This window comes from Xylanimonas ulmi (assembly GCF_004216535.1).
In the GTDB taxonomy this organism is placed as follows: Bacteria; Actinomycetota; Actinomycetes; order Actinomycetales; family Cellulomonadaceae; genus Xylanimonas; species Xylanimonas ulmi.
Window position 1 is genome coordinate 2785021 of the sequence record NZ_SGWX01000001.1, and the last position, 21270, is coordinate 2806290.

Here is a 21270-nt window from a genome sequence, read left to right on the forward strand (position 1 = left end):
GCGTGGGGACGCGCGTCATGCCCCGCGCCGGAGCGGCAAGGCCGGACCGGGCAGCGCTCACGCGCGGGTAGGCTCGGTGGGTGACTGGAGCCGAATTACGACCGAGCATCTACCGCGTCTCTGACGGCTTGTCGATGACCTGGGGTGACGCCATGCGGGCCTGGGCTCCGGTCGCCGCCGAGGCTCTGGAGGCGGCCGCGGCCGCGAACACACGCCTCACGCAGGACGACCTGGTGCGCACCGTGCAGGAGCGCTCGGGGGTCGTCACCGGTCAGCCGCACGGCACCTGGCTGCCCCGCCTCCTGGCCAAGGTCGACACCACCGCCGGGGAGCAGTTGTCGCGGTTCTGCCTGGGGGCGTCGGGATCGTCGGGCACGCGCGCGGCCGGGACGTCGAGCACGCGGTCCCCCCGCGCCCGGGCCACCAGCCCCCGACCAGCGGCCACGCGGGCCACGAGCACGCGGACGTCGCGCTCCACGCGCGAGGAGCCCACCCCCGTTTTCTGCCCCTCGTGCTTCACCCAGCTCCCGGCGACGGGCGTGTGCGACTGCCAGTAGGGCTCAGCGCAGCACGCGGTACACCACGGACTCGTACGGGCGCAGCCACGCCAGCGGCGTCCCGTGCGAGCCGACGACGGGCTCCAGCCTCGCGTGTCGCCGCGGCGTCGGCTGCGGGCGGTCGGTGAGGTTGCACTCCACGAGGTACGCCTCGCCGTCCAGCGCGCGCACGTACCCGAGATAGCCCCGCCGCCGGGCCTCGACGAAGCGGACGTCGCCGTAGACCAGCGCCGGGGTGGCGCGGCGCAGCGCGATCAACCGTCGATGGAACGCGAGCACCGAGTCGTCGTCGGCGGCCTGGTCGCGCACGTTGCAGAACCGGTGGTCGCCGTCGCCCTCGATCCAGGGGACGGCGCCCTCGACCCCGCAGAAGCCGCCGTGCTCGTCCGGCGTCCACTGCATCGGGGTGCGCGCGTGGTCGCGCGTGCCGGCGAGCACGGTCGCGAACGCGGCCTGCGGCGTCTGCCCGTCGGCGAGCAGCGAGTCGTAGAGGTTCAGGCTCTCGACGTCGCGCACCTGCGAGATGTCGGTGAAGCGCTGGTTCACCATGCCGATCTCCTGGCCCTGGAACAGGAACGGCGTGCCGCGGCTGGTGAGCTGGATGGTCGCCAGGAGCTTGGCCAGCGCCTCGCGGTGGGCCGGGTCGGGGTTGACCTTCGAGATCATGCGCGGGTTGTCGTGGTTGTCGTAGAACAGCGACATCCAGCACGACGACGGGTAGTCCCGCGTCCAGCGCATCAGGTACGCCTTGAGGTAGTTCAGGTCGTACCGGTAGTCGTCGAACCGTGTGTGGCCGGGCGTCTCCAGGTGGTCGAAGGAGAACACCATGTCGAGCTCGCGGCGGTAGGCGGCCGTCAGCAACGTGGCCTGCTCCAGCCCGACGCCGGGCGTCTCCCCCACGCTGAACGCGTCGAACGGCTCGAACGCCGCGGCACGCAGCTCGCGCAGGAACTCGTGCAGGCGGGGGCCGTAGACGTAGTTCTCCACACCGGTGAACCCCATCAGGGCGCCGATGGTGGGGTCGCCCGGCGGCAGGCCGGGCTGCTTGGAGATGTAGTTGATGACGTCGAGGCGGAAGCCGTCGACGCCCTTGGCCAGCCACCAGCGGACCATCTGCGCGATGTCGGCGCGCAGGTCCGGGTTCTCCCAGTTGAGGTCCATCTGCTTGCCGGAGAACAGGTGCAGGGCGTACTGCCCGTCCGGGACCCGCCTCCACGCCGAGCCGGAGAAGAACGAGGTCCAGTTGTTGGGCGGCCCGCCGTCGACGCCGTCGCGGAAGACGTAGTAGTCGCGGTACGGCGACGTCGGGTCCGCGAGCGCCGCCTGGAACCAGGGGTGCTCGTCGGAGGTGTGGTTGACCACCAGGTCCATGATCAGGCGCATGCCGCGCGCGTGGACCTGCGCCAGGAGCTCGTCGAAGTCCGCCATGTCACCGAACTCGGCCATGATCGCGCGGTAGTCGCGGATGTCGTAGCCGTTGTCGTCGTTCGGGGAGTCGTAGATGGGCGAGAGCCACAGGGCGTCGACGCCGAGGTCGCGCAGGTGGTCGAGCCGCTGGATGACGCCGCGCAGGTCGCCGACGCCGTCGCCGTCGGAGTCCTGGAAGCTGCGCGGGTACACCTGGTAGAAGACGGCCTCCTTCCACCATGCGCGGGGCCCGGGCCCGTGGTCCTCGTAGCGGGACGGCTCGGAGTTCAGCAGTCGCAGCAACGCCTCGAAGAACGACGGCGGCGCCACGCGCCGGGCGAGGGTGGCGAGGGTCGAGAGCCGCAGGCGCGAGACCACGGGATTGGTCAGCCACCGCGGCGACCGCCCGACCTGGAGGAGGACCTTGTCGAGCGCGTCGTGGCCGACGGGGTGGGCGTAGACCTCGCCGAGCGTGCTGCGCATGGTGAGGGTCACGGCGCCACCGGCGCCGAGCGCTGGCCCTCGCGCGCGGCCAGGTCGGCGCGGACGGCGGCGTAGGCCGTCTCGTCGATGCGGTACCAACGGTGGAACACCAGGTAGCCGCCGACGACGCACACCAGCGGCAGCGCGAGCATCGCGCCCTTGAAGCCGAGGAGGGGCGCACCCTCGAGCAGGTCGCCCACCGCGCGGTCATTGAGGCCGGTGAGGATCGCGGTCAGCCCGACGACGCCGGTCGCGGCGGCCCCGCCGGCCTTGTAGATGAAGGGCTGCAGCGAGAACGTCACCGAGTCGTTGCGCTTGCCGAGCTTCCAGTGGCCGTAGTCCACCGTGTCGGCCAGGAACAGCAGCATGAGGAGTTGGATGGCGGCCTGCCCCACGAAGATGAGCACGCCGGCCACCCCGATGACGGCCATGGTGCCGGTCGGGGCGACGAAGAACAGCACATACCCGGCCACGACGAGGACCGTCGCCCACAGGTACAGCCGTTTGCGGCGCATGCGCGCCGAGACCTTGGGGAACAGCAGGAGCGAGGCGATCTGCGAGACGCCCAGCACGATCGCGAAGATCGAGAACATCGCCTCGTCGCCGTAGACGAACTGGAAGTAGAACAGGCCGAACGACGTCGTGGTCGTGTACCCGATCATGAACAGGCCCATCGCCACGGCGACGCACAGGAGCTGGTCGTTGCGGCCGATGGCGCGGACGAAGTCCCGGAAAGACGTCCGCTCGCGCTGGTGCTCGGGCCCCTGCGGCTCGCGGACGCCGAGCAGCGTGACGGCCTGCCCGGCCCACAGCACGGCGACGACGAGGACCGCGAACAGGAGCCAGCCGCGTCGCTCGTCGTCGCCGCCCAGCGCGGAGGTGATCGGCACGATCCCGGCGACCACGAAGAACACGCCCACGAGGGAGAAGATGCGGGCCTTGGCGCCGATGCTCTCCCGCTCCCTGAGGTCGGTGGAGAGCTCGGGGACGTACGACCAGTAGGCGATGTCGTTGAGCGAGTAGCTGACCGACCACAGGAAGAACAGCGCCGCGAACGCCGCGACCCGGGCGGCGCCGTGGAGGCCGGGGTCGACGAAGATCAGGACGGTCAGCAGGCCGCTGAGCAGCGCTCCGCCGAGGATCCACGGCTTGTGCTTGCCCCACCGGGTGCGCGTGTTGTCGACCACCACGCCCATGAGCGGGTCGGTGACGGCATCGAGCACGCGCAGGCCGACGACGACGCCCGTGGTCCAGGCCAGCTCCCGGGTGGTCAGGCCGGCGACGTTCGTCAGGTACACGATCAGGAACATGCTGATGAGCGTGTACAGCATGTCCCGCCCGATCGTGCCGACGCCGAACGTCCAGCGGTTGCGGCGGTAGTCACTCATCGATGAGCTCCACGACGTAGAGGTTTGAGCCGAAGTCGCCCAGCAGGCGGGTCTGCTCGTTGTAGTGGCTGCCGACGAACTGGTTGTGCAGCAACACGCCGGAGGCGAGCATCGCGCCACTCGCGTCGTACCGTTCGACGTCGTCGGGCACGTTGCGGACCTTCCCGGCGGTGCGCATGACCAGGCCGTCCGGGTTGAGCTCGACGGGCAGGATGTGCTTGACGAGCTCGCCGAACCGGCGCAGGGGCAGGTACTGGGGCCGTGTCTCGATCCGGTACCGCTCGGTGGGCGCCAGCCCGATGACGCGGAGGCGGTCGAAGCCCTCGGACGCCTGGGCCAGGGTCTGGAAGTACCCGGTCACGGCGCTCGCGCCGTCGCGCGCCACGACCTGCCACTGGACCTTGTTGCCCTTGGGCACGCGCACCCGCGAGAACCGCCCGAACTGCAGGGTGCGGCGGTGGCGCCGGTAGAAGTCGACCTGCTCGCGCAACTCCTTGAGCTCCAGGCGTCCCAGGTATTTCAGGTCCAGCTCGTAGCCGAGCACCCCGAACGCGGCGACGTTGAAGCGGGTGCTCAGCGGCGTCGCGCGCAGCGTCTGCTGGTGCGGGGCGCCGGAGACGTGGGCTGCCCAGGTGGACGGCGGGTACAGGTAGGACAGGCCTTCTTGGATCTTGAGGCGCTCGACGGGGTCGGTGTCGTCGGACGCCCAGATCTGCGGGGAGAAGCACAGCATCCCCAGGTCGAACCGGTTGCCTCCCGAGGAGCACGACTCGAGCAGGATGTGCGGGCGCGGCTCGAAGATCTCCCGCAGCACCCGGTACAGGCCGCGCACGTACCGGTGGTGGAACTCGCCCTGGTGGGTCAGCGTCGGCGAGTACGCGTCGCTGACGTGCCGGTTCATGTCCCACTTGACGTAGGTGATGTCGGCCGAGTCGAGCACGCGGCCCACGGACTCGATGATGTGGTCCTGCACCTTCGGGTTGCACAGGTCCAGCACGAGCTGGTTGCGCCCGCGTGTGGTGCGCCGCCCCGGGGTCCGCACCGCCCAGTCGGGGTGCTCGCGGAACAGGTCGGAGTCCTCATTGACCATCTCGGGCTCGAACCAGAGCCCGAAGTCCAGGCCGAGGCGCTTGAGCCTGGTCGCGAACCGGTCGAGTCCACCGGGCAGCTTGCGGCGGTTGACCTCGTAGTCGCCGAGTCCGGCGCTGTCGCTGTCACGCGCCCCGAACCAGCCGTCGTCGAGCACGAACAGCTCGACGCCGATCGCCTTCGCGCGCTTGGCCAGATCGAGCAGCGTCGACTCGGTGAACGAGAAGAAGTGCGCCTCCCAGTTGTTGAGGAGGACGGGCCGCTCCCGGTCCCGCCAGGGTCCGCGCACCACGTGACGGCCCACGAAGTCGTGGAAGTGGTGACTGGCCCCGTTGAGCCCGCGGTCGCTGACCGTGAGCACCATCTCGGGGGTCTCGAACGCCTCCCCCGGCTCCAGCACCCACTCAAAGCGGTCGGGGTGGATGCCGACGCCCACGCGCGCGAGGTCGTGGTTGCTCAGCTCGACGACGCCGAGGTGGTTGCCGCTGTAGATCAGGTTGACCCCGAACACCCAACCGTCGTCCTGCGTCGCGGTCGACTCGGCCAGCAGGAACCCCGGGTTGTGCCGGTTCGAGCTCGCCCCGGTCGTCGAGCCGTTGAGGTGCGTCCCATACGTCAGTGGCCGCACATGCCGGTGGGCCTCCTTGATCCAGCCGCCGTCGAAGGTGTGCAGCTCCAGGTCGCGGTTCGGCAGGTCGACCATGCCGCTGAGCAGCCGACGCAGCGTCAGCCGGTCCGATCCGGCGTTGCGCAGCACCGCCCGCCTGGTCACGACGTCGGCCGCCTCGAAGACGGTCCAGTACAGGTCCAACTCGACGCCGGTGGCCTCGTCGGCCAGGGTGACGCGCAGCGTCTGGTCGCCGTCGTACGCCGAGGGCAGCGTGTCGATCGGGACGCAGCCGGCCACCACCTCGTGGCCCACATAGGTGAAATCGGAGGCGAAGACGCCGTCCGGCATACGCGCCTCGACGGGGCTGAAGCGGTAGTCGCCATACCCCTGGCCGGACCACTCCAACGGCAGGGTGTCGAGCGAGTACAGCGGGTCGCCCGGGTCGTAGTCGACCGAGGCGCCCAGCACGGCGGTGCGCTTGAGCGCGACCGGCTCGGCGTCTCCCGCCGGCAGCCGCGGGCCGTAGTACAGGTGCTCCAGGTGCCCGAACGGCGTGCGCCGGAGCCAATAGCTCGTCGTGGCCGTGTCGAGCCGAAAGTCGTCCCCGGTGACGGCGATGGGCATCCTGACCTCCGCGCGAGCTGCTGGTCGGCCCGCGCGCGGGCCACGTCTGCGCATTCTCGACGCCGCCGGGGGCACCTGCCCAGCAGCGACACCCTCCTGCTCGCTCGGCGGGCGCGGCACGCGCCACGGCGGCGCCTGGCAGGCGGCGCGGCGACCGGGCCTCCGATGGCCCGACTCACTCGGGGGCCCAGGGGTGAGGCCTCACGTGTGCGGCCTCAACCCCGAATGACGACGGGCGTCCCGAGCGGCAACCCGTCCAGTACGGCGAAGTCCTCCGGCCGGAGGCGGACACAGCCGTCGGAGAGCGCGCGACCGACCGTCGCCCCGTGATGCGGGTCGGCGTGCAGGGCCGTCGCCGCGAACCCCGAGCCGGCGTACGAGTCGATCACCTCCGACTGGAGGCTGGTTAGGTACGTGTGCCCGGCGTCGGACGTGACGATCTCGCTGATCTGACCGAGGCCGGAGGGGGTCGGCGCGCCTTGTCGCCCGACGCCGACCGGAATCGTGGTCGTCACTCCGTCCCGGGTGAGGGTGAGCTCGCGGTCGGCAAGGCTGACGACGACGCGGGCGGGCGCCTCGGCGAGGCTCACCTGCGAGGCGCGGACCCACGTGGCGTACCCGTTGACACGTGCCGGGTTCTGCGACGGCAGCGCGCCGCGGCCGTATGGCGTCAGCACCTGGACCCACCCGGTCTCGAGGTCCGTGACGTACCACCCGGCCACGTCGAGACCCGCCGTCGCCGAGAGGGCGACGACGACGTCGCCGCCCGGCGCCGTGTGGCCGGCCGTGAGCGCGGCGATCGGGGTGGCGATGAGGCGACGCCCCTCCCCCTCCACGCGAGGGAGGCCGGCGGGCAGGATGACGTCCACGTCCGGACGGGGCAGGGTCGTGAGATCAGCGTCGACCTCGGCCGACGGCGGGGCCGACCCGTCGGGGAGGCGGACTCCCGGCTCAGGGACGGCGCAGGCGACCGAGGCGGCGGCCAGCGCGACCGCCACGAGCATTCCGCGCACGCGCGCACGAGCGGTGCTCAACGGCATCTCCTTCGGGAGCGGGACGGGCCATGCGTCACCCCGTGACAGGGACGAATCGCGGCGCCCTCGGACTGGTGGACCGCTCCGCCGCCGTCGCAGCGTCCGGTGGCGTCGGGGGCGCGGGCGCCGCGAACGCCACCGGAGGGCCTGACGGCGCCCGAGCTCCGGAGGCTCCGGGCGTCGACGACGGCGCGGGGCTCGCGTCCGGACGCGGCGTCGGGAGCGCGGACATCGAGTCCCCGCCCGATGCGGGGCGGGTGTTCTTCGGAAAGGCACGCACGGTGTGGAGCCAGGCGGCCCCTGCGGGGTCCGTCATGGGAAGCGCCACGAGGAACCCCTCCGCCCGGGCCCCCCTGGGCGCCCCCGTCTCGGCGACGAAGTACAGCCCCGTGCTCAGATGGGCGAAGGTCACGGCGCCGGCCGAGCCGGTGGTCCGCACGACCGGCACGCCGAGGCTCAACCGCGGCACGTCGGCCACGGTGACGTCCTCGGCCGCGAGCCAGCCCGCCGTCGTGGCCAGGTCGATCGCCCGGCCGACGTCGTCGGCGAGCACCTGTCGGACCGTGAACGTGGCACCGGCAGCGGTGGTCACCCCCGCCCTCGACTTGGTGACGACCAGCGTGCTCGTCGCACCAGGGTCCGGCAGAGCCGGGGGCGCAGCGACGGCGGGCAGCGACACGACCACGGCGAGCGCCGCGGCCATCAGGCTGGCTATCGCTGCGCGCATGCGGGGGCGGATCATCGACGGTCTCCCTCGTGATGTGGGCCGCGCGGCCCGCGGGGCGGCACAACGCGCAGGAGGCCGAGCCACCCCACCGCCGCGGCCGCGGCGATCGCCGCGGCCCATGTGACGGCCCACCAGGGGAAGCCCAGGTGGGTCGGAACGACCGCCGCGTGAGGCGCGCCCACCGCCGGCGCGTCGGTCCGGGATCCGCGCACGAGCAGGCGGTGGGAGTTGACGCCGATCGGCGTGCAGGTCAGCAGAGTGACGTAGTCCTCGCCATGCACGATCGGGTACTGAGAGTTGTCACTCGGCGCGACGACATCGATGCGGTCCACGTCATAGGTCAGCGTCTGCCCGGCCGCGGTAACGGTGAATCGGTCCCCGATCTCGACCTGGAGCAGGTCGTCGAACATGCGCGCGGAGCGTAGCCCGGAGTGCGCGGCGAGAACGGCGTGCGTCGTCGGACCACCCACAGGCAGCGACGTGCCGTACAGGTGCCCGGCGCCGCGGCTCATCGCGGCGTCGTCGGTTCCGGGGTAGATCGGCAGGGTGACCGCGATCGCGGGGATGGACACCTGCCCGACGACGTCCCCCGACGCGGTGCGCAGCAGCGCCAGGTACGCGGCGTCGGGATGGTCACCCACGTCCGCCCGCCCGGCGGCCAGCCTCCGGTTGTACTCACGGGCAGCGGTGAGCATGGCGGTCTGCTCGCCGGAGCTCAGGCTCGTCATCGCCTGCGCGTACGCCAGCGTCTGCGCGGTCTGGGCACGCCGGGCGAGCCAGTCTCCCGCAGCCGGGTACAGGATGAGGCCGGAGCCGACCGCGACGATCACCACGAGGGAGACGAACCGGAGCCGCATCGGGCTGAACCTCCGCGAGTTGGGAGACGACGGGGACGTCCGGGTGGGCGCGGACCGCACCGCGCCCACCCGGAGACGCTCAGGCCTGAGCGGACTGGCGGCGCCTGCGGGCCAGGACACCCCCGGACGAGACGAGCACCACGACTCCCGCGACTGTCAGGGCGACGGCGCCCGCGCCGCCCGTGAGCGGGAGGTGCGGCTTGAGCACGTTGACGACCTCAATCGGGGCCCCGTCGCCGACCTGACCGGTGACCTTGACCGGCACGGGCTCCGCGAGCAGCGAGTACCCCGAGGGCGCGGTGGTCTCCACCAACCAGTACAGACGCTCCACGGGCGCCGCTGACTCCGTGGGCTCAGACGTGGGCTCCGTGGGCGCGGCGCCGAGCGGCACACCATTCCCGTAGTCCGAGTAGCGCAGCCCGTCGATGGACGCGCTGCCGTCCTCATCGGTCGTGACCGCGCTTCCCAGCAGGAAGACACCGTTCAGCGCATCCTCCTGGGTGGCGGCGACATTGAACTGCGCGCCCTTGAGCAGGTTGCCATTCTGATCGCTCTTGACCAGGAGGAAGCCGCCCCACTTGGTCTCGACCTCGCCCGAGTCGACATGCGCACCCCGCGTCGTGGTGGCGGTGACGATGTCCAACCCGGCGGAGTTGCCGATCTCGCCTGACCTCTCGACGCGGGTGGTGATCTTCACCGTCACCTGGAGGTCGCTCGTCCCCTCATTGAGCTTGTCGGTATTGAGCTTGTCGATGCCCGACGGCGTGAACGCGACCGTCACCTTGCCCGTGTCCTCGTCATGGGACACTTCGCAATCGTTCTGACCCAACGTTTGCGTTCCCAGCTGGACTTCGGCCGTCACGTAGGCGAGGTTCTCGCTGAGCACATCGGTGATTGTGTAGCCATCGTCGAGCAGACCACTCTTCGGGATGTCCGCGGTGATCGTCCAGACGACTTCGTCGCCCAGCACGAAGGCGCGGGAGTCGTCGACGGTCTTCGTGACCAGGACCGTGTCGTTCTTGGGGTAGGCGTGGACCTCGTAGAGCCAGCCGGTGCCCTCCGGGTTCGTCATCGGAAGGAAGACGAGGAAGGGGTCCGCCGCGACAACGCCCAGCGGCGTCGTGGTCTCTTGCACGACGTACACGCCCAGATCGAGGTCGTCGAAGGTGGCGGCCCTCCCGTTCCGAGTAGACGAGGCGACCGGAGCGCCGCTGGCCTGCTGCGACTGAACGCGGTTGAGAGCCTCTTCGATCGTGAGCTTCGCGCCAGCCTCCCAGCCCGCCGTGGTGGTCAGGACGATGCCGGGGACCGGTGCGACGGTGAACTCGACCCCGTCGATCGCCGTCGACTCGTCGAGGCCAGGCGTCAGCTCTGCGCCGTCGCCGGGCGTGTCCGACACGAGGGGCGAGGCGTGCTTGTGGATGACCAACGTGCCCCGTCTGCCTGCGTCGGGCAGGGGTAGAGACGCGGGGTCGGGCGAGGTGTCACGGGGCGCGGACCTGCTGAGGCGGTGGCCGGCGTCACTCGTGGCGGCCCCAGCAGGCGACGCCAGTGCCGCCCCCGCGAGGGTGACTGCCAGCGCGGCCAAGGCGGCGGCGAGGCGGCGGAGGTCGCCGTGGGTCGTGGTGGTCATGACGGTGCTCTCTCTGTCGGGTGGAACGTGTGGGTGTGGCGGGTCTCAGTCCGGGCGACTGACGTTGCGCTGGGGCGTCCTCGCAGCGGGCAGGCGACGGCGCCGGCCGCACAGGGCCCCGGCGGACAGGAGCAGCGCGATGACCGCCGCCCCGTTGAGGGCCTCGGCCCCGGGGCCCCCGGCCGCCGGCAACGCAGGAGGCTCCGGTGGCGCGATGGCGGGCGCGTAGACATAGGTGATGACGCCGTCGACCGTCGCGACACCCTGCTCGGGCAGTGATCCGTCAGCGACCCGCACGACGACGTGTTCGGGCACCTCGATCGGGGAGGCCGAGTACGTCTCACCGGTGACGCCGTCGTAGATGGTCGCCGTACTCGCGACGGGGCCGCCCTCGCGGTCGACGTAGCGGGCGATGATCGTCGCGTACGCGGGGATGCTCACACTCGACTTGTCGCTGACGCGCCCCTGCTCGTCGTGCGACGCGTAGTCCCCGGTGGCGACGGCCGTGTTGTCCACCGAGCCGTCGCCGACCTCGCTCGCGGGAACCACACGGCTCCCGATGAAGGTGACCTCCTCCCCCGGCGCGAGTGTGACGGGGTCGGCCTCCAGGTGAACGCCGACGACGACGTCGCTCACCGTCACGTTCGTGAGCGGCACCGTGCCGGAGTTCGTCACCCGGAACTCGTACGGGATCGTCTCTCCGACACGGGCCCCCGCCGCCGCGGTCGACTTCTCCAACCGCAGGGCCGGCCCTGCCACGTCGATGGTCGGCTCGGTGGAGCCCAGGACCAGCCCGAACCGGTCCAGCCCGGCAAGCGGGTCCGGCCACGCGCCGACCTCGACCCCGACGACGTCGACCGTGACCGTGCACGAGCCCATGCCGGCGCCGAGCGCTCCACGCACGGCGACGTGGCCGTCGGTGGTCTCGGCCTGCGCCGACACGCAGGTGGAGCGAACCTCGGCGCCCGGCGCGAGCCTGACGCCGGCGGGCAGCGCGTCGGCGAACGACCACCCCGTCTTGGCCTGGAGGTCCGAGGTGTTCGTGATCGTGAAGGTGAGGGTGCTCGTCTCGCCGAGCACGATCTCGTCGTGACCGAACTGCGCGTCGATGCGCGGGGTGACGTCGAGAATGGTCGGCAGGTCGAAGGCGCCGTCGTTTCCCGAGCTGTAGGCGGTCGCGTTGGCGATCCTCAGTCCGACGATCGTCCGTCCCGAGGCCAGGAGCTGGGGCTCCGGGGCGACGACCCTGGAGATGTAGACCCTCCCGACCGTTGGGTTGTCGGCGAAGGCCGGATGAGGCCCGTTGTGGGGGACGAAACCGGGGACACCGCCGGAGACGACGCCCTGCGTCGGGCAGGGCCTGAGGTTCTCGCCGACGACCAGCGGCGTGCCGTCGTCGAGGATCAGCGTGAATGACTGCAGCGGGTCGTACCAGTTGTTGGTGGAGTCGGCCGAGCAGTGCATCGCGGCGAAATACGCCGAGGCCGTGTAGAAGTGACCCGCCTCGGTGACCGGCCGCCCCGTGAAGTCAGCGGAGAACTGGACGCCCGCGGCTTGCGATCCGCCATTCGTCTCGCTGGCCACCGCGTTATTGAGTGCCGCGGACGCCTTGGTCTGGCCCTGGGCCTGGCCGAGGACGTACGCCATGTACCGCAGGAAGTACCAGGCCGGGCGCGGCGTGCCGCCCTGGTCCACGCCACCGGTGTCGCCGCAAGCGTCGGTCCCTGGCGACCGGGACTTGCTGTTGAGGATGTAGCCGTTGCACTTGCCCGCCCCCGGCAGCCACGCGGGTTCGGCCGTGTACGCCTTCTCAAGGCCCGACCCGGTGTAGGAGGCCAGCGAGGTCCACGCGAGGCCCTCCCCGTCGACGAGCGGAGCCCCCGAGGAGAAGTCCTCCTGGTAGACCAGCACGGGGTCGGCCGGGACGCCCGGAGCCAGGTCGGCGGCGACCGCCTCCGTGACCGACAGCCCGGCGGCCGCGACTCCCAGTGCCATCAGCACCGTCGCCGCGCAGACCGCCGCCGGACGGCACACGCCGGCGCGTGCCTCCGTCGCTCGGGTCATGCTGGCCATCGACCCCTCCTGGTGGGTGGTGCGTGCGCGAGCCTCCAGGGCTCACCTCGGTGGCGCCGACGGCCCATGTCCGTCGGCGCGGGCCGTCGGCGCCCTCCCCGCGAGTGGGGAGAGCGCCGACGGGTCGGGTGAGGTCAGCCGCGCCGCCGGCGTCGGCTACCGACGACGAGCCAGGTCCCGCACCCGACGAGGGCGACCAGCGCGCCGAGGCTTGCCGCGACCTCTGCGCCCGTGCGCGGCAGCGCGCGGATCACACGCGTCACGACGTCCGGCGCCTCAGGCGGGACGGTCACCGGGTGCTCGGTCCGGGCGGACGCGCCCGGCACCTCGCCGCCCGTGGGCAGCGTGCCCGTCAGGGCCGCGACGTTCTCCAGCGTCGCGTCTGCGCCGCCGTCGACCACCGTGACCTGGTAGGTCACCCTCACCACCTGGCCAGGCTCCAGCGGACCCGTCCAGGTCAGCGTGCCACCGTCGATCGTGGGCTCCGGGATGTCATCGACTCCGTCGATGGACGCGTCGAGCGAGCCCGAGACGAGCCGCGCGTGGCGCAGGACCCCCGACAGGTCGTCGGTGATGGTCGCCGGGAGGAGCGCCACCGGACCCGTGTTCGACCCCGTGAGCGTGAAGGTCACCGTGGCGCCCACCGGCACCGCGGTCCCCGACGCCGGGTCGGCGGTCTTCGCGAACTCGTACCCCGGAGTCGGATGCTCGGTGACGACGTCAGGTGACGGCGCCGGGGAGCCGGACGGCGGCGTCGAACTCGACGTCGCATGGTTGGTGAGCGTCACGCCCCAGGCGTCGTCGTGGACGCGCACCTGGTAGGCCACCCGCACGACCTGCCCGGGCTCGAGCGCCCCGGACCAGGTCAGGTTGGCGCCGTCGACCCGCGGCGCGGGAACGGAGCCCACACCCTCGATGGTGGCCACAGGCGCGCCGACCAGGTCGGCGTACGCGAGCACCTTCGACAGGTCGTCGGCGATCCGCACCGGGTCCAGGGTCACCGCGCCCGTGTTCGTCCCCGTGAGCGTGTAGTCGACCGTCTGCCCGGGCATGACTGCCGTGCCGGACGCCGGCTGCGCCTCCTTCGTGAACAGGTAGCCGCGCACCTCGTGGGTGGTCTCCTCCTCCGGCGTCCCGATCGGCGTTTCGGAGTCGGGCGGGGTGACCTCGCTGAAGGCGACGTTCCGCAGGACCTCACCCTCGCTTCCGTCCGCGACGACCACCGTGTAGCTCACCTCGACGATCTGGCCGGCTTGAAGGCTTCCGGTCCAGGTCAACGACGTTCCGGACAGCACCGGAGCGGACGCGGCCGTCGCCCCGTCGATGGCGGCGGTCAGCGACCCGTCCACCAGCGTCGCGTACGCCAACACCTGCGTGAGGTCGTCGGTGATGGTCACCGGGTCCAGGGCCGTCTGCCCGAAGTTGGCTCCGGTGAGGGTGTAGGTGACGCGATCGCCCACCTGGACGGTGTCGCCCGTGCCCGGGCTCGCGGTCTTCTCGAAGGCGTAGCCGGGCGTCGCGTGATCGGTCGACACCTCGTCCGTGGACATCGGGTCACCGCGCGACGGTGTAGTCGTCGCCGACGCGAGGTTCACCAGCGTCACGCCCCAGGCGTCGGCCTTGACGGTCACCTCGTAGGTGATGACCACCGTCTGCTCCGGGCCGACCGATCCGGTCCAGGTCAGGACGTCGGCGACCAGCGTCGGCGCCGCGACCGGGACCCCACTGACGGTCGCCGTGATCGAGCCGACGAGATCCGCGTGAGCGAGCAGGCCAGACAGGTCGTCAGTGACCGTCACCGAGCTGGTCACGCCGCCGGCGTTGGTCCCCGTCAGCGTGTAGGCCACCGTGTCCCCCGGCAGCACGACGCTGCCAGAGGCCGGGCTCGCCTCCTTGGCGAGGTCGAAGGCCGGCCCCGCGGGAGTGACGTGCCGAGTCTCCTCTCGGGGCGCCGTGATCCGGTCGCCCTCCTCGGGGGTCGCCGTGGAGTCGGCGGTGTTGGTGAGCTCCACGCCCCAGGCGCCGTCGTCGACGCGCACCTGGTAGGTGATCGTCACGGACTCGCCCGCGGGGACCGTACCGGTCCACGCGACGGTCGCGTCGCTCACGGCGAACCTGCCCACCTCGACCTGGGACCCATCGGGCCCGAGCGTCACGACGACCATGCCCGCGGCGCTGGCGTGCGCGAGCACACCAGACAGGTCGTCGTCGACCGTCACCAACAGCGGCACGTCGCCCGTGTTGGCCCCGGTGAGCGTGTACGTCACGAGGTCGCCGGGCAGGACCTCGGCGCCCGTCGGCGGCTCGGCCTCCTTGGTGAACACATATCCCGCTGACATGTACCCGGGGACCCGCGTGTACACGTAGGTGATGACGCCGTCAGACTCGGCGACGCCCTCCTGTGGCAGCGATCCGTCCTTGACCTTCGAGAAGGTGTAGCCGGGCACGTCGAGCGGCGACGACGCGTAGTCCTCGCCCATCTTGTCGTCGTAGACCAGCGTGGGATCGTGGACCGGCCTGCCGTACTCGTCGACGTACTCCGCGGTGATGGTGACGTACGCCGGGATCGAGACGGCCGACTCGTCCGTCACCGTGTGCTCCTGGTAGACGCCGGTGGCGGTGGCTGAGTTGTCGACCGAGTAGTCGCTCACCTCGTCCCCGGGGATCACCCAGGTCCCGGTGAACGTGTGCTTCTCCCCGGGCGCCAGGGTGACCGGGTCCCCCTGCACCTGCACGTCGCCGTTGTCGTCGACCACGGTGACGTCGGTGAGCTCCACCGTGCCGGTGTTGGTCACCTCGAACGCGTAGGTGATCTCCTCACCGACGCGCGCCTGGGTCGCCTCGGTCGACTTCACCAGAGTCAGCGCGGGCCGCACCACGTCGATGCTCGGATCGGTGTTGCCTTTGACCAGGCCGTGCCGGTCGAGCCCGTCGAGCGGGTCCGGCCACGTTCCGACCTCGGTCCCGACGACGTCCACAGTGACCGTGCAGAAGGCCTCTCCCTGGGGCAGGTCGCCCGTGACCGTCAGCGTCCCGGAGTTCCCGGACTCCAGGTCGACGGCCTCGCACGTGGTCCGCATGTTCGGGTCGCCCGCCAACCGGACGCCGTCGGGCAGACCGTCGGTGAACGACCACCGCTCCTTGGCGTCCAGATCGGAGGTGTTGGTGATCGTGAAGGTGAGGGTGCTCTCCTCGTCCAACACGATCTCGGCGTCGCCAAACTCGGCGTCGATGCGCGGGGTCACGTCGAAGATGGTCGGAAGGTCGAACGCGAGGTCGTTGCCGAGGCTCTTGTTCGTCGCGTTGGCGATCTCCAGCCCGACGATCGTGTTGCCCTCGGTCAGCAGCACCGGCTTCGGGGCGACGACCTTGGAGACGTAGACGCTTCCCACGTTGTTGTTCGCTGCGACCGTGGGGTGCTTCGCGTTGTACGGGTTGAAGCCGGCGATGCCGAACGCGGAGTCGCACGGGTTGAGGTCCACTCCGACGAGCTTCCGCGACCCGTCTTCGAGGATCAGTGTGAACGACTGCTTCGGGTCGTTCCAGCCGAGAGCGGAGTCAGCACGGCAGTGCATCGCGGCGAAGTACGCCGAGGCGGTGTAGTAGTGCCCCGCCTGCGTCGTCAGCCCGCCGCCGAAGTCTGCGGCCAACTGCACGCCCGCGGGCTGCGGGTCTCCACCGTTGGTCTCGCTGGCCACCGCGTTGTTCGCCAGCGCGCCCTCATGCGCCTGCCCCTGGGCGAGCCCGAGGGCGTAGGCCATGTACCGGAGGTAGAACCATGCGGCGTGCTGCACCGCGCCGCTTCCGCCGTTCTTGTCCAGGCCGCCGTTCGCAACGCAGCCCGGGTCCGAAGGCTGGGCTGACTCGGCGTTGAGGATGTGCCCGTTGCAGGCTTTCCATCCAGGCAGCCACGCCTCAGCCGCCGTGTACGGCGCCGCGAGGCCCAGACCGGTGTAGGCCGCCAGCGAGACCGAGTTGACGTCCGGGCCGACCTTCGGCGTCCCGGAGGAGAAGTCCTCCTGATAGATGAGCGCTGGGTCGTGAGGAACCCCGGGCCGCAGGTCTGGCGGGACCTGCGGAACGGAGTCCGCCATCGGCGCCTGCGCCGTCGCCGCGATCGCCGACCCGACCGCTGGAGCGACCAGCGACGCGACCGCGACGGCGAGGGCGCTGACCCAGGCGGCTAGTCTGCGCTGGACCTCGGCTCTGCGACGCGCAGGCGGGCTTCCGTGCCCCGACCTGAGACTCCGGCGTGTTCCGGGCGATGAGTTGGAGGACATGGCGCGACTCCCCGTGCCTGCCCGGTCGTCGAGCACTCGCTGACGCCGGGGTACCGACATTTGCCTCGCTGGACACCACGACGACCCGTCCATGACGGGCCATGGCGCTATGTGCTGCGTCACACGGCCCAGCGACCACGGTGACGCCCGAGACTCATTGGCCTCGCGAGCAGGTCGCGGCGGCTCTCTCCTGGTCTGCCGCGGCTGATTGCCACGCGTCGGCGAAGGCGCTGCTCGCCCGGTGTCGCAGCGCGCTCACGGCGTTCGGCGAGATGCCCAGGATCGGGGCGACATCGCGCGGTGTGAGCCCCTCGACCCCGGTGAGCCACAGCACCTCGCGCCACTGCGGCCGCAGCGACGCGAATATGGTCCTGACCTGGAGCCGGTCGGCGCACTCGTCGTCGAGCGCCACCTCGGAGCCCACGACCTCGGCCAAGTCCTCCACAGGATCGCGGATGACCGCCAGACGGTCCCGATCCCGGTGCCAGTTCATGCTGACGCAGCGCACGGTGGCGTACAGATACGGCCCGAACCCCTCGCTGGGCCCGGCGCCTGCGCAGATCGCGTGGAGGATGCGGACGAATGCCTCGGCGGCGAGGTCCTCAGCCTCGAAACGGTCGGTGATGTGGTGGGCCATGCAGACCGCAGCGTGCGACCACCGCCTCCACAGTTCGCCCATCGCCTCGTCGTCGCCCCGCCGGACACGCTCCACGAGTTCGACGTCCGTCAGGGCCACCCCGGGCGGGGGGTCGTCGACGGGGACCAGCCCAGAGTCCACCAACATGAGTGACTCGCCTTCTGCCTCCAGGGCCGGGCAGCCCGAGATGTGTGCGCGCAGCACCGTGTCGCCCATGACACGGTCACGATGCGTCGAACCCGCGCGACTCTGCGACGGGTGTGCGTGACGCGTATGAGGGGGCCGGGCCGACTGCTGGTCGCGCCCCACCCTGTTCTGTGACGGTTGCGGCGGGTGTTCGCCTGAGACCCAGCATCGGGCGGCGTCACGCGCGACGCGGCGCATGGCGCGCGCTGCCCTAGGGACTTCCCCAGGGGCGCGCGGGCTCTCGGTGCGTCGGCAGGAGGTGTCGAGGGCGCGACGCCAGATCGCCCGCGCTCTCAGGGGGACGGGCGCACTCGGCCGTCAGGAGATCACCAAGCGCGCGATCCGCCCGGCGGCGTCGGTCTCGTACGCGAAGTCGAGGTCGGCGACGCCGCCCGGGAAGTCGCCCTCCAGTCGCGCGTACACGTGGCCGACGACGTGTCCCGTCACCGTGATGGTGTAGGTGTACGCCGTCGACGTGCCCCGCAGCCACGCCTCGATCGCGTCACGGCCCGTCATGGTGCGCCCCTCGTCGCGGACCACGGCGCCCTCGGCGAACGCGTCCAGCAGCTGCGGCGTCGGCGAGCCGGTGTGACGGTCGAGGAAGACGCGCATGCTCGCCGGGACGTCGGGGTGCGGGCGGGTCGTGTCGTGGCTCATGGGCGCTCCTTGAGTAACTTCTACTATCGCAGTCACTGTATGCTCGACCGCAGACCCGCGCAACGAGCGAGACCATCGACCCGGGCGCGATCGGGGCCCGGGCGGTCAAGGAAGGAGCGGGGCGATGGTCGCCAAGATCCGGATCGAGGACCGTGGCTGCCCGCTGTCCGCCGCGCTCTCCTACGTCGGCGAGTGGTGGACGATCCTGATCCTGCACGACTGCTTCGACGGCTACTCGCGCTTCGACGAGTTCCAGTCGAATATCGGCCTGTCGTCCAGCGTGCTCACCTCACGCCTGACCACGCTCGTCGAGCGCGGCGTCCTGGAGCGGAGCCTCTACCAAACCAAGCCCGCCCGCTACGAGTACGTGCTCACCGACCTCGGCCGGTCACTACGCCCCGTGCTCGTGGCGATGGCCGCGTGGCGCAACGCCCAACTGGCGGCGCAGGACCGGCAGATGATCCTGGTCGACACCCGCACCGGGCGCGAGGTTGAGCCGCAGGTCATCGACCCCGTCAGCGGCGACCGCGTCGACGCGGAGCACTTCGCCTTCACGGCCGGCCCCGCGGCGAGCGACGCCATGCGACGCCGGTACACAGACCACGACGGCTCCGCCCGCCCCGAGCACGCCGTACCGTGACGCCTGCCACACCTTCGCCCGCACTCGACGTGCCCCCTCGCGCGGGCGCCGCCGGTGCGGGCAGGATCGTCGGGAACCGCCCCACCGCTCCACGCCTTCGGAGGCCTGTATGACCGCGGAACCGATCGTCGTCGTCGGTGGCGGGCTCGCCGCCGCCCGTGCCGTCTCGACGCTGCGCGAGGAGGGCTACGACGGCGACCTGGTCATCGTGACGAGCGAGCCGCACCTGCCCTACGAGCGCCCCCCGCTGTCCAAGGACTACCTGCGCGGGCATGGCGAGCGCGGCGCCATGTTCCCCTTCGACGACGACTGGTACCGCAGCCACGACGTCGAGGTGCGCACGCACGCCACCGCCGTCGGACTCGCGCCCGACGACCACCGCGTCACGCTCGCCGACGGGAGCACGCTGCCGTTCGGGAAGCTCCTGCTCGCCACCGGCTCGACGCCGCGCACGCTGCCCATCCCCGGCGTCGACCTGCGCGGGGTGCACCTGCTGCGCACGCTCGACGACGCCGACCGGCTCGCCGGGGTGCTGTTGCGCTCGGCGCTCGACGGCGTCGACGGCACAGGTCCGCGCGAGGGCGCCGTGAGCGTCGCGGTCATCGGCGACGGGTGGATCGGACTCGAGGTCGCGGCCTCGGCGCGGCAGCTCGGGCTGGAGGTGACCGTCATCGGCCGGTCCGCGCACCCCCTCAGCCGCGTCCTCGGCCCCGAGATGGGCGAGGTCTACGCGCGGGCGCACGAGCGGCACGGGGTGCGGCTGCGGCGGCGCGCCGACGTCGTCGGGCTCACCGGGCAGGGCGGGCGCGTGACCGGCGTCGACCTGGCCGACGGCTCGCACGTCGATGCCGAGGCCGTCGTCATCGGCGTGGGCGCCTCACCCAACGTGGGACTCGCCGCGAGCGCCGGACTGTCGCTACGCCCGGCCGCCGAGGGGGGCGGCGTCGTCGTCGACGCGACCCTGCGCACCACCCACCCGGACATCTGGGCGGCCGGTGACATCGCGTCGATCCCGTCGGCGACGTACGGCCGGCCGCTGCGCGTCGAGCACTGGGCGCGCGCCAACGACTCGGGCCCGCACGCGGCGCGCGCGATGCTCGGCGCGGGCGACGCCTACGACGTCCTGCCGTACTTCTACTCCGACCAGTACGACCTGGGCATGGAGTACACGGGGTTCGTCGACGGGCCGGGCGGCTACGACGAGGTCGTGGTCAGCGGCTCGGTCGACGACGGCGAGGCCTTCGCCTTCTGGCTGCGCGGCGGCGCCGTCCAGGCCGGCATGGGCCTGAACGTCTGGGACCGCATGCCCGAGGTCGAGCGCATGATCCGCGCAGCAACCCCACCGACCCGCGCGGCGCTGACGTCGTTCGTCTGACGTCGAGCGTCCCGGAACGTCGGCATCCGGGACCGGGAAGCCGACGTTCCGGGACGCTCGAACGGCGCCCGCGGGGGTCCTGTGGATGAGGGGCGGGCGGGGGTGGCGAGACGGGGTTGAGTGTTCCACGTGCCGCGCGCGGCGTGTACGACACGGGCGACGCCGGCCCCGGTGACCGCTATGACCAGCGCCGACAACGGGCGGCGCTGCTCGGCCCGCTCGCGTTTCCCGGCGCCGTCGCCGTCGGTGTGAGCGCGCTCATCCTGCACGGCGTGGCCGGGGCGCCCACCGAGGCGCCGCCGGAGGTCACCCTCCCGGACGGCTCGTCACGGATCGGCGGCGGCCCGGTCCTCGTCCGCCGCCTACCGCTCAGACGCTGGAACATCATCGACGGCATCCCGGTCGCGACGGTCGAGGACGCGCTCGCGCAGGCGGTGCCGCGACTCGGGCAACGGCACGCGCTCGCACTCCTCGACTCGGCACTGCACCAAGGGCTGATCACGCAGGACGGCGTCGCTCGCGCACACGCCGCGGCGGCGGGTCGGCGTGGCGTGGCGCGCACCCACGCGTGGTGGGGGTGGGCCGACGCGCGTGCCGAGTCGCCCGCCGAGAGCTGGGCGCGGGCCGGGTGCCTCCGCCTCGGCATCGCGCCTGACGTCCTCCAGCTCCCCGTCGTCGGGTCGGGTGGCCGAGTCGTCGCGCGCGTCGACCTCGCGTGGCTCCTGAGCGACGGCGGTTGGCTGCTCGTCGAGGTCGACGGGCGCGACGTCCACTCCACGCCCGAGGCGCAGTTCCGCGACCGCAGACGGCAGAACCTGCTCGACACTCGCCGCACGGTGCTGCGACGGTTCACCGGCCGTGAGGCCTGGAACGGCGAGCTGGCCGCCGCCGTCGCGCGCGACCTGCGCGCAGCGTCTTGGCGCCCCCGTCCGCAGACCCGCCCCCTCGCCCTCCACCTCGACGGCTGAGCACGTGCTGGCGAGCGTCCCGCAACGTCAGCCATGGGGACCCGG

15 protein-coding genes are annotated in these 21270 nt (G+C 71.6%); 4 read left to right on the forward strand and 11 right to left on the reverse strand.

The genetic code is table 11. The features are described from left to right. The first annotated feature begins 80 nt into the window (after positions 1-80). Positions 81-557 carry a hypothetical protein gene (locus EV386_RS12950; RefSeq protein ID WP_130415606.1) on the forward strand — a complete coding sequence of 159 codons (477 nt, stop codon included), beginning with the start codon at positions 81-83 and terminating at the stop codon, positions 555-557. 3 nt (positions 558-560) lie between these two features. On the opposite strand, the gene EV386_RS12955 is transcribed toward EV386_RS12950, so the two are convergent. The 11 genes from EV386_RS12955 to EV386_RS13005 all read right to left on the reverse strand — a co-directional run bounded on the left by EV386_RS12955 (position 561) and on the right by EV386_RS13005 (position 18242). Further along, positions 561-2459, reverse strand: a complete 1899-nt coding sequence (locus EV386_RS12955; RefSeq protein WP_207216535.1) for a glycoside hydrolase family 13 protein — start codon at positions 2457-2459, stop codon at positions 561-563. Further along, entirely contained in the window at positions 2456-3835 is a 1380-nt protein-coding gene (locus EV386_RS12960; RefSeq protein ID WP_130415607.1) for a glycoside-pentoside-hexuronide (GPH):cation symporter, read from the reverse strand. The genes EV386_RS12955 and EV386_RS12960 overlap by 4 nt, the downstream gene beginning before the upstream one ends. After that, on the reverse strand, positions 3828-6158 hold the full coding sequence (locus EV386_RS12965; protein ID WP_130415609.1) for an alpha-galactosidase: 2331 nt from the start codon (positions 6156-6158) through the stop codon (positions 3828-3830). Before EV386_RS12965 ends, EV386_RS12960 begins: the two co-directional genes overlap by 8 nt. Positions 6159-6373: 215 nt before the next feature. Next, positions 6374-7192 (reverse strand): L,D-transpeptidase, encoded by an 819-nt coding sequence (locus EV386_RS12970; protein WP_165399935.1) that lies wholly within the window; start codon positions 7190-7192, stop codon positions 6374-6376. A 34-nt stretch (positions 7193-7226) separates the two neighbouring features. Further along, positions 7227-7934, reverse strand: coding sequence for a pilin N-terminal domain-containing protein (locus tag EV386_RS12975; RefSeq protein ID WP_130415613.1), 708 nt, complete (start codon positions 7932-7934; stop codon positions 7227-7229). Beyond that, positions 7931-8776 (reverse strand): class C sortase, encoded by an 846-nt coding sequence (locus tag EV386_RS12980; protein ID WP_130415615.1) that lies wholly within the window; start codon positions 8774-8776, stop codon positions 7931-7933. Before EV386_RS12980 ends, EV386_RS12975 begins: the two co-directional genes overlap by 4 nt. Positions 8777-8855: 79 nt before the next feature. After that, positions 8856-10409, reverse strand: a complete 1554-nt coding sequence (locus tag EV386_RS12985; RefSeq protein WP_130416928.1) for a SpaH/EbpB family LPXTG-anchored major pilin — start codon at positions 10407-10409, stop codon at positions 8856-8858. 45 nt (positions 10410-10454) lie between these two features. After that, the gene (locus EV386_RS12990) at positions 10455-12482 is read right to left on the reverse strand and encodes a DUF7507 domain-containing protein (protein ID WP_130415617.1); all 2028 of its coding nucleotides are present in this window, start codon (positions 12480-12482) and stop codon (positions 10455-10457) included. 134 nt (positions 12483-12616) lie between these two features. After that, positions 12617-16576: a DUF7927 domain-containing protein gene (locus EV386_RS12995; RefSeq protein WP_165399936.1), complete on the reverse strand. Its 3960-nt coding sequence runs from the start codon at positions 16574-16576 to the stop codon at positions 12617-12619. 340 nt (positions 16577-16916) lie between these two features. Continuing rightward, positions 16917-17615 carry an RNA polymerase sigma factor gene (locus EV386_RS13000; protein ID WP_165399937.1) on the reverse strand — a complete coding sequence of 233 codons (699 nt, stop codon included), beginning with the start codon at positions 17613-17615 and terminating at the stop codon, positions 16917-16919. 288 nt (positions 17616-17903) lie between these two features. Then, a complete protein-coding gene (locus tag EV386_RS13005) occupies positions 17904-18242 on the reverse strand; it encodes a nuclear transport factor 2 family protein (RefSeq protein ID WP_130415624.1) in 339 nt (112 codons plus the stop codon). A 124-nt stretch (positions 18243-18366) separates the two neighbouring features. Here EV386_RS13005 and EV386_RS13010 point away from each other — a divergent pair, with 124 nt between their 5' ends. From EV386_RS13010 to EV386_RS13020, 3 genes are all read left to right on the forward strand, one after another. Beyond that, entirely contained in the window at positions 18367-18882 is a 516-nt protein-coding gene (locus tag EV386_RS13010; protein WP_130415626.1) for a winged helix-turn-helix transcriptional regulator, read from the forward strand. 109 nt (positions 18883-18991) lie between these two features. Then, positions 18992-20257, forward strand: coding sequence for an NAD(P)/FAD-dependent oxidoreductase (locus EV386_RS13015; protein WP_130415628.1), 1266 nt, complete (start codon positions 18992-18994; stop codon positions 20255-20257). A 116-nt stretch (positions 20258-20373) separates the two neighbouring features. Continuing rightward, positions 20374-21225 carry a hypothetical protein gene (locus EV386_RS13020; RefSeq protein WP_130415629.1) on the forward strand — a complete coding sequence of 284 codons (852 nt, stop codon included), beginning with the start codon at positions 20374-20376 and terminating at the stop codon, positions 21223-21225. Positions 21226-21270: the final 45 nt, after the last annotated feature.

Bases quoted from the DNA above. Each gene is read 5' to 3' on its own strand.
- EV386_RS13015 (WP_130415628.1), top strand. From the start codon at position 18,992: ATGACCGCGGAACCGATCGTCGTCGTCGGTGGCGGGCTCGCCGCCGCC.
- EV386_RS13005 (WP_130415624.1), bottom strand. From the start codon at position 18,242: ATGAGCCACGACACGACCCGCCCGCACCCCGACGTCCCGGCGAGCATG.
- EV386_RS12995 (WP_165399936.1), bottom strand. From the start codon at position 16,576: ATGGCGGACTCCGTTCCGCAGGTCCCGCCAGACCTGCGGCCCGGGGTT.
- EV386_RS13000 (WP_165399937.1), bottom strand. From the start codon at position 17,615: ATGGGCGACACGGTGCTGCGCGCACACATCTCGGGCTGCCCGGCCCTG.
- EV386_RS12965 (WP_130415609.1), bottom strand. From the start codon at position 6,158: ATGCCCATCGCCGTCACCGGGGACGACTTTCGGCTCGACACGGCCACG.
- EV386_RS12990 (WP_130415617.1), bottom strand. From the start codon at position 12,482: ATGGCCAGCATGACCCGAGCGACGGAGGCACGCGCCGGCGTGTGCCGT.
- EV386_RS12975 (WP_130415613.1), bottom strand. From the start codon at position 7,934: ATGATCCGCCCCCGCATGCGCGCAGCGATAGCCAGCCTGATGGCCGCG.
- EV386_RS13010 (WP_130415626.1), top strand. From the start codon at position 18,367: ATGGTCGCCAAGATCCGGATCGAGGACCGTGGCTGCCCGCTGTCCGCC.
- EV386_RS12985 (WP_130416928.1), bottom strand. From the start codon at position 10,409: ATGACCACCACGACCCACGGCGACCTCCGCCGCCTCGCCGCCGCCTTG.
- EV386_RS12960 (WP_130415607.1), bottom strand. From the start codon at position 3,835: ATGAGTGACTACCGCCGCAACCGCTGGACGTTCGGCGTCGGCACGATC.
- EV386_RS12980 (WP_130415615.1), bottom strand. From the start codon at position 8,776: ATGCGGCTCCGGTTCGTCTCCCTCGTGGTGATCGTCGCGGTCGGCTCC.